The 8,312-nt window shown below is 72.7% G+C and carries 4 protein-coding genes; 1 reads left to right on the forward strand and 3 read right to left on the reverse strand.

The features are described from left to right. Positions 1-95: 95 nt before the first annotated feature. The 3 genes from ABZT06_RS49935 to ABZT06_RS49945 form a co-directional block, all read right to left on the reverse strand. A complete protein-coding gene (locus ABZT06_RS49935) occupies positions 96-1,061 on the reverse strand; it encodes an alpha/beta hydrolase (RefSeq protein WP_355756438.1) in 966 nt (321 codons plus the stop codon). A gap of 101 nt (positions 1,062-1,162) precedes the next feature. After that, positions 1,163-2,380, reverse strand: coding sequence for a cytochrome P450 (locus ABZT06_RS49940; RefSeq protein ID WP_355756441.1), 1,218 nt, complete (start codon positions 2,378-2,380; stop codon positions 1,163-1,165). A gap of 740 nt (positions 2,381-3,120) precedes the next feature. Next, entirely contained in the window at positions 3,121-5,916 is a 2,796-nt protein-coding gene (locus ABZT06_RS49945; protein WP_355756444.1) for an AAA family ATPase, read from the reverse strand. A gap of 166 nt (positions 5,917-6,082) precedes the next feature. On the opposite strand from ABZT06_RS49945, the gene ABZT06_RS49950 reads away from it, so the two are divergent. Beyond that, the gene (locus ABZT06_RS49950; protein ID WP_355756447.1) at positions 6,083-7,981 is read left to right on the forward strand and encodes a glycoside hydrolase family 9 protein; all 1,899 of its coding nucleotides are present in this window, start codon (positions 6,083-6,085) and stop codon (positions 7,979-7,981) included. Positions 7,982-8,312: the final 331 nt, after the last annotated feature.

Below are 8,312 nucleotides of genomic sequence, written 5' to 3' on the forward strand. Positions count from 1 at the left end.
TGTGTCGGAGTGCCGTGACCACCCCGAGGGGTGTGGCTGAGGCTTCGATGCCTCAGCCACACCCCTCGGGGCGCGCTCGGTGACGTGCCCCGCAATCAACGGTCGAGAATGCGGCGAAGCCAGTGGACACGGGCCGCACGGGCGTCACGGGCCACGGCCGTGCCGGGGGCGATCTGGTCGAAGCCGTGGAAACCACCCGCCCAGACATGCAGTTCGGCGTCACCGCCGGCCTGCCAGATGCGGGTCCCGTAGGCGACGCACTCATCGCGGTAGGTCTCGGCGGCACCCACATCGATGAAGGCCGGCGGGAGACCGGACAGGTCGGTGGCGCGGGCGGGAGCAGCGTACGGCGGGACTCGGTCGGTGCCGCGGGCCTCGCCGAGCAGCGAGGTCCAGCCGGCCTCGTTGGCACTCCGGTCCCACACGCCCCGGCCGGCCATCTGCCGCGCTGAGACGGTGTCGTTGCGGTCGTCGAGCATGGGGCACATGGCCAGTTGACCGGACAGATGGGGCCCGCGCCGGTCGCGCGCCATGAGCGCGACGGACGCGGCCAGTCCGCCCCCCGCACTGCCCCCCGCGACCACGATCCGCTCCGGGTCTCCACCGACCTCGGCAGCGTGCCGGGCCACCCACACCAGGCCCGCGTAGCAGTCCTCGACGCCCGCCGGGTACGGGTGCTCCGGAGCCAGCCGGTAATCGGCGGAGATCACGACCAGCCCGAGGGGCGCCGCCCACTCGCGCAGGATGCCGGGCACGCCGGTGCGACAGGTACCGCCGATCATGCCGCCGCCGTGCAGGTGGTAGACGACCGGGGCGCCATCCGGCAGACCCGGCGGGCGGGCGATCAGCAGGCGGACGTCCGCGGCGCCGACGGGTCCCGGTACTCCGCGTTCCATCACCTCGAAGCGGCCGCCGTCACGTACTTCCTCCAGTGTGGGATCGGGAGCGGTGGCCGCGAGCTGCGCGCGCCATCGCGGTACGTCCGCCGGCGAGGCCGGCTCGGCGCCGCGCAGGTCTCCCAGCCCGTCCAGGACGATCGCCGCTTGCGGGTCGAACGGCACGGGTGCGGGTCGGGCCTCTCGGTTCGCCCGCGGTGAGCGGACGTCAGGCAAGGGGTGGCTATTCACGGAACTTCTTTCCGGACGGGTGGACGGGCGTGGGGTCACCAGGTGAGGGGCAGTTCGTGCACGCCATAGGCGATCATGTCGTGCTTGAAGGGGATGCTCTCGTCCGGGACAGTGGTGCGCAGTCCGGGGAAGCGGCGCAGCAGGGCCGGGTGGGCGAGTTGCAGTTCCAGGCGGGCCAGGGCCTGCCCCAGACACTGGTGGGGACCGTGGCCGAACGCGAGGTGACCGCGCACGTCCGGCCTGTCGATGTCGAACCGGCCGGGGGTGCCGAAGACGGCCTCGTCGTGGTTGCCGGAGGCGTTCGCCACGATGACGCCGTCGCCCGCGCGGATGAGCCGGCCCCCGATCACGACGTCCTCCGTGGCGACCCGGGCGAGCCCGGTCTGTGTGATGGACAGGTAGCGCAGCAGTTCCTCCACGGCCGACGTCACCCGGGCGGGGTCGCCGCTGTCCCGGACGACGGCAAGCTGTTCAGGGTGGCGCAGCAGCACCAGCGTGCCGAGGGCGAGCTGGTTGGTGGTGGTCTCGTGCCCCGCGACCAGAAGGGTGATCGCGGTCTCGACGAGCAGCTCGGGTGACAGTTCACCGGTGCGCATACGTGTGACGACGAGCGAGCTGAGCAGGTCATCGCCCGGAGCGTCGTTCTTGCGCCGGATCAGCTCGCCGAGGTACTCGCCGAGCTCGGCACCGGCATCCGTGAAGTCCCGCGCGGTGCTCTCCCGGGAAATCATGGTGCGGGACACCCGTTGGAAAAGGGGCTGGTCCCGTTCCGGGACGCCCAGCAGTTCACCGATGACCATGGACGGCAGCGGCAGCGCGAACGCCTCGACCAGGTCGGCCGGCGGTCCGACGGCCTCCATCCGGTCCAGCAGGCCGTCGATGACACGCACCACCCGCGGAGTCATCGCGGCGATCTTCCTGACCGTGAAGTGGCCGATGAGCATGCGACGCTGCCGTGCGTGCTCGGGGCCGTCCTGCATGCTCAGGGCCCGCACTTCCTGGCGGCCCTGGGCCGCGAACCCCTCGGTCGGCGCGGGCAGACCGGACTCGCTCGAATCGGCGCTGAAACGCGGATCGGACAGTACGGCGCGCTGGTCCTCATGGCGGGTGACCAGCCAGGGCGTGGTTCCGTCCCAGATCCGTACCCGCGTCATCGGAGCCCCGGTCCGCAGCGAGGCGAGCAGCGGCGGTGGGTCGAGCGGGCAGCCGGGGGCGCGTTCGAAGGGGAAGTCGTCGAGCGGGGTCTGCGGCACCGGGGTCTCCTCATGGGGGGCGTTGTGAGAGGGATGGTTGTCCGAAGGCGGCTCACGGCACGACGGTCCGGCCCACTTCCGCTGAGCGGGTTCACCGTGCAGCGCGCGCGTCGTCACCCTCACGGACGGGGGCAAGGAGGCGCGCGAGCGAAGGGCAGAGACCTGGCGAGGGAGGAAGGTGACCATGCCGACGGTCCGGAAAGCGGTGACAGCGCACGGAGCCGGACCCGCGTCAGGGGTGCGGAGTGCTGGTGCGTGTGTGTCCGCTGGAACGCCGTCTTCGAGACGGCTACGGTCTGTCGACTTCGATGATCACCAGGGCACGGTAGCACTGCCTGGGCGGTGGCTGACGTGCCTCCGCGCAGCTGCCGGCGCCGTGCGGTCGGTTGCGGTGGTATGAAGAAACGCGGGACCGAACCCGTAGCTGACCGGAAGGCGCACGTTGGGTGCCCGGGTGCCCGGGTGTCCCCATATATCCGCCGTGTGCGGCGACCGGCGGCCGTTCCTGCTCGCAGGCGCCGAGCAAGAGGGCTCTTGGGGCGCCCCGCACAGACGGGTGCGAGCTTCCAGCCGAGGTGGCAGGTGTGCTGATGCCGACGCCCCCGGCGCGAGGACATCGAGGGCAGCAATCCCGGAGCCCTGTTCGGCCGGTGGTGACGCGGGGGCACTGGGGGCGTCCGCCCGGCATGCCGCAGGACAGCGCGGGGAGCCGTGGGCCTCGTCGGCGCGCACGGCCCTCCTCATCCGTTCTGCCTGGCTCCGGCCGCCGCGTCGAGGGCGTTCGAGGCACCCAGCGCCTCAAGGGCGTCGCGCAGCGCGGCCCGTGAGGAGATGCCCAGTTTGGGATAGATCTGGTAGAGGTGGGTGCCGATGGTGCGGTGGGACAGGGAGAGGCGTTCGGCGAACTGTTTGTTGGTCAGTCCGGAGGCGGCGAGTGAGGCGATCTGCCGTTCCTGTGCGGTGAGTACCGCGTCCTTGACCGCGGCGCGGGGCGCCGTACGGCCGGTGGCCCGCAGTTCCGCCTCGGCACGGTCGGCCCAGGGCACGGCACCGAGGCGCTGGAACGTCTCCAGCGCCCCGGTGAGGTCGTCCCGGGCCTCGCCTCCCGCTCGCAGCCGGCGCAGGCGTTCACCCCGGGCCAGACGGACGCGGGCGGTCTCGAAGGGCCAGCGGGCCGATCCGTCGACCAGTGCTGCCTCGAAGTGCGCCAGGCCCTCCTCACCGGGCGTGGTCATAGCCTGGCTCGCCCTGGTCAGCATGCGCAGCCGGGGCGAGAGCCGGGGCATCCCCGACTCCCGCATCGCGGTGGCGTGCGCGGCCGCCTCCTTGTCCCGTCCGGTCCGCAGGGCCGCCTCGACCAGGTCCATCGCCACCCACATGGCGTGCGGGACGTACGGGGCGAGGGTGCCCGGCGGGCTCAGCGCGCTGCCGTGCCGGTAGGCGGCCTCGCAGTCGCCGTCGGCGAGCGCGGCCAGCGCCAGCGCGTGGTGGGCGAAGTTCCCGGCGCCGTGCGCGCCGCGCGGTGCCGACCAGCGCACGATCCTCTCGGCGATCTCGACCGCGGACTCCAGCTCGCCCCGCACCGCCGCGAGGATCGCTTGCAGGTAGTCGAAGTACCAGGTGTAGAAGTGGTAGTCGTACTGCTCGCAGAGTTGGTGGCCCTCCGCCGCGCAGTGCCCGGCGTCGGCCCAGAGGCCCACGTGGTAGTAGTCCAGGCCCAGGTGCATCAGGGCGCCGAGGTGGAGGCGAGCGGGTGCGGCCCCGGCCCGGCCCTGCTCGATCAGGCGGAGGTTGGCCTGCCGCAGGTCACCGAGCCGGTCCGGGTAGGCGCCGGCCCGGACCAGCCGGGAGGGGTCGGTGTGCGGTCCGGACAGCAGCCGCTCCAGCCGGGGCAGGGCTGCGGGGCCGCTACGGGCCGGGTCGGCGAAGGTCAGCACACAGACGCGGAGCAGTTCCGGCGCGGCCGGCCGCAGCCGGTCGAGGAAGGCCAGCAGGGGCTGCCACAACCGGGGTTCGCCGCCGTACCAGCACAGCAGCACCAGGGTGTGCAGGGCTTCGTTCAGGGCTGGGTCGGCCGCGTCCCAGCCATGCCCCTGCTCGGCGCCGGCCTCGATGGCGCCGACCAGCAGCCGGTGTGCGGTGCCGACATCGCCGTCCCGGTTGATCAGCAGATACGCGGAGGCGGCCGCGGCGTGCAAGGACCGTGCGCTGCTCGGGTCGAGGGAGCGGGCGTCCTCCAGCAGCCGTGAGGCGTCTTCCAGTTCGCCCCCGGCGGCGGCCCCGATGTACGCCGCCTCCGCCAGCCGCCTGGCCTGGTCGGCGGGTGCCGGACTCAGCCCGGCCGCCCGGGTCAGCGCGGTGACGGCGCCGAGGGCATCGCCACGCTGAAGCCGCAGATGCGCGGCGTGCTCCAGCAGGCCGGCGACCGTCTCCTCGGGCACGGTGGCGGCCTCACCGAGGTGCCAGGCACGACGCTCCGGACGATCGCGCAGCGCGTCGGCCAGCTCCTGGTGCGCCCGACGGCGTTCGGCGGCGGTGGACCCCTCGACCACGGCCGAGGCGATCAGAGGATGCCGGAAGTCGAGCCGCCGCGCGTCGTGCGAGACGCGGACGAGGCGGTCCTTCTCGGCGCGGGCCAGGTCGTCCGCGGTGGCCCGGTTGGCGGTGGCCGCCTCCAGCACGGCGAGGTCACCGGTGCCGTCCAGCGCCGCGGTCAGCAGCAGGTCCCGCGCACTGTCCGTGAGGTGCGCGATGCGGGACGCGAACAGGGCCTGAAGGCGTTCGGTGAGCGGCAGCACCGACGGCACCGCCGACTGCGTCACCCGCTGCTCCGCCGTCAGCGCCGCAGGCAGTTCCACCAGGGCCAGCGGATTGCCGCGGGCCTCTCCGGTGACCCGGTGCCGCACGGCCGGTGAGAGAACGGGGTGGCACTGGACGGACAGAGCGATTGACGCCGCGTTATCGAGCGGTTGCAGCCGGTGCTCGGTGAGCCCGCTGGACTCGAAGAAGCTGTCGGCACCGGTGCGGCGAGCGCCGAGGAAACCGACGTTGCTGCCGACCAGCCGCCGGGCCACGAAGCCGAGGACGGCGGCGGTGGCCCGGTCCAGCCACGGCAGGTCGTCGACCACAAGCAGCAGCGGCCGCTCCCGCGAGATACGCCGCAGCAGGAACAGCGCCGCCGTCGACGTCAGCAGCCGGTCCGGCGCGGGGCCCGTGCCGATGCCCACAGTCACCCGCAGAGCGTCCTGATGCACCGGCTCCAGCAGGTGGAAGGAGTCGAACAACGGCAGCAGCAGCTGGTTCAGACCGGCGTAGGCGATGTCCGCTTCGAACTGCACGCCCTGGGCGCGCAGCACCAGTGCCCCGTCCTGCTCGGCCGCTGCCGCGACGGCGTCGAGCACCGCGGTCTTGCCCACGCCCGCGTCCCTGGTGAGCAGCAGCGCGGCGCCCTTCACCATGGAGTGACCGAGGAACGACTGGATGGACTCCAGGTCCGTCCGGCGTCCGATCAAGGGCGGCGAAGACGGACCGGACATGGCGCCCCCATCGATCATCCGAGTCTCTTTCCGTGCCCGGTCCCTGGGAGCTCGGGTCCGTGACAGTTTCGCACGGCGGTATCGGGGACCGGTCCGCAGGTCGGCGCGGTGCGCGGCACTTACCGGGGCCGACGACGAACGTGTCCGGTGGGCGACACTGGGTGCCATGCCTTCCTTGTCCCGGTTCGGTCCGGCGCTTTCGGTCACGCTCGCCGCGGCGGTGACGGCCGCCGGCCTCGTCTCCTGTTCGGCCGACGGCCATGTGTCCCTGAAGATACGTGTCGACCAAGCCGGATACGTGACTGACGGGAAGAAGTACGCCTACGTCATGGGGGACGGTGACGCCTTGGCGGACGCGCGTTTCGCGGTCGTCGACGAACGCGGCGACACCGTTCTGGACGGCGTGCCCGGCCCCTCGGCCGGTTCCTGGAACTCCGCCTACGACACCGTGCGCGTTGTCGATCTGTCGGCGCTGCGCACGGCCGGCGCCTACCGGCTACGGCTGACCGGCTCGGCGCCCGGCGCTCTCTCGCCGCGGTTCCGGGTGGCCTCGGCCCGGCGGGTGACGGACCCGTTGCGCGCGGACGGCGTGCGTTTCTTCCAGACGCAGCGCGACGGCGCGGACGTGCTTGCCGCGCAGACCGGCCGGGTGGCCTCTCACCTGGCCGATGAACGCGCCACGGTGTACGAGGTGCCGCCCCGTGGGAAGGACGGACAGGCGAAGGCCACGTCCCTGACCGAGGTGGCGGGCCCGGTCGACGTCTCCGGAGGGTGGTTCGACGCCGGGGACTACCTGAAGTTCACCCACACCGCGTCGTACGTCACCGGACTGCTGCTGACGGTCCAACGGGACACCCCGGCCGTACCCGGGCTGCCCGCCGAGGCCGACCACGGGCTTGCCTGGCTGGACCGGATGTGGGACGGCACGGACGGCGTCCTGTACGCGCAGGTGGGCCTCGGCGACGGCGGCGCACATCTGCGCGGCGATCACGACGTGTGGCGGCTGCCGGAGGAGGACGACGACCGTGCCGTGCGGGTGGGCGACCCCGACTACTTCGTGACCCACCGTCCGGTGTTCCGCGCCAACGCACCCGGGGACCCGGTCAGTCCCAATCTGGCGGGCCGCACGGCCGCGGCGTTCGCGCTCGCCGCGCAGCTGCACGCCGAGGACGATCCGCAGACGGCGCGCGGATGGCTCGACAAGGCGGCGGACGTGTACGCACACGCCGACACCGATCCGCACGGGCGCCTGTTCACCACCGTCCCGTCCGGCTACTACGGGGAGGAGTCCTGGCAGGACGACCTGGAGTGGGCGGCGGCGGAACTGGCCCGGGCCGCCCGCGACCTGGGCGACGGACGCGGTGCGCGCTGGCAGCGGGAGGCGGCCGGCTGGGCACGGGAGTACCTTGCCGCCGGCTCCTACGACACCCTGGGCGTCCCGGACGTCAGCGCCCTGGCCCACGCCGACCTGCTGGCCGTGTCCGGCTCAGGGCCGGTCAGGGCGGAACTGACCGCCGGCCTGAAACGACAGCTGGCACAAGGCACCCGGAGGGCCGGCCGCGACCCGTTCGGCGCCGGTGTCGACCTCACCGAGTTCGACGCCGTACCACGTGCTCTCGGGCTGGTGGCCACCGCCGGACTCTACGCCCGCGTCACCGGCGACCACCGTTACGAGGCGTTCGCCGCCCGGCAGCGCGGCTGGGTCTTCGGCGCCAACCCGTGGGGAACGAGCTTCGTGATCGGCGCCGGCCAGGTGTACCCGCACTGCCCACAGCACCAGGTGGCCAACCTCGCCATGAGCGGTACCGGACACGGGGACATCCTGCGGGGCGCGGTCGTCAACGGCCCCAACAGTGCTGAGCTGCTGCACGACCTGGACCGGTCCGCCGGCATGCGCGCCTGCGCCGCGGGGCCGCAGTCCGGGGGCCGGTGGTCGGACTTCGACGGGCAGGGAGCGGGTTACGTCGACGACGTCGCCGCCTGGCAGACGGTGGAACCCGCGGACGACTTCACCGCCACCGCCCTGCTCTCCCTGTCGCTCACGGGCGACGGTACGGACCGGTAGGGAGGCGGGTCGGCCGGCGGCGCGCGCTGCCGCGCCAGGTCACCTGTTCGCGGCCGTGCGGTGACCCGCTCCACCTCGGCCGAGGTCCCACGCGGTCCCAGGCACCGCCGACCACCGCCCCGACGGTACACCCGACGCTGTCATTTCCGCCTTGGACGACGCAGTCCCGTCGCTTACGAGGCAGCCTCGGTGCACGGCTCATTTCATACGCGTCGGCCGCCCCATCTCGTCCGGGGGCAGGCGGAATTCGGGAGTCCTAACGGAGTCCTGCTGGAAGCGCACTCTACTGCCCTGGTAGGGGACGGCCAGCGCCAACGGAACATCCGGTTCT

It is taken from the genome of Streptomyces sp. NPDC005483, from assembly GCF_040606035.1.
Lineage (GTDB): Bacteria > Actinomycetota > Actinomycetes > Streptomycetales > Streptomycetaceae > Streptomyces.

What these genes read in the sequence shown, in the direction of transcription:
- ABZT06_RS49950 (WP_355756447.1), top strand. Translation starts at nt 6,083, where the DNA reads ATGCCTTCCTTGTCCCGGTTCGGTCCGGCGCTTTCGGTCACGCTCGCC.
- ABZT06_RS49945 (WP_355756444.1), bottom strand. Translation starts at nt 5,916, where the DNA reads ATGTCCGGTCCGTCTTCGCCGCCCTTGATCGGACGCCGGACGGACCTG.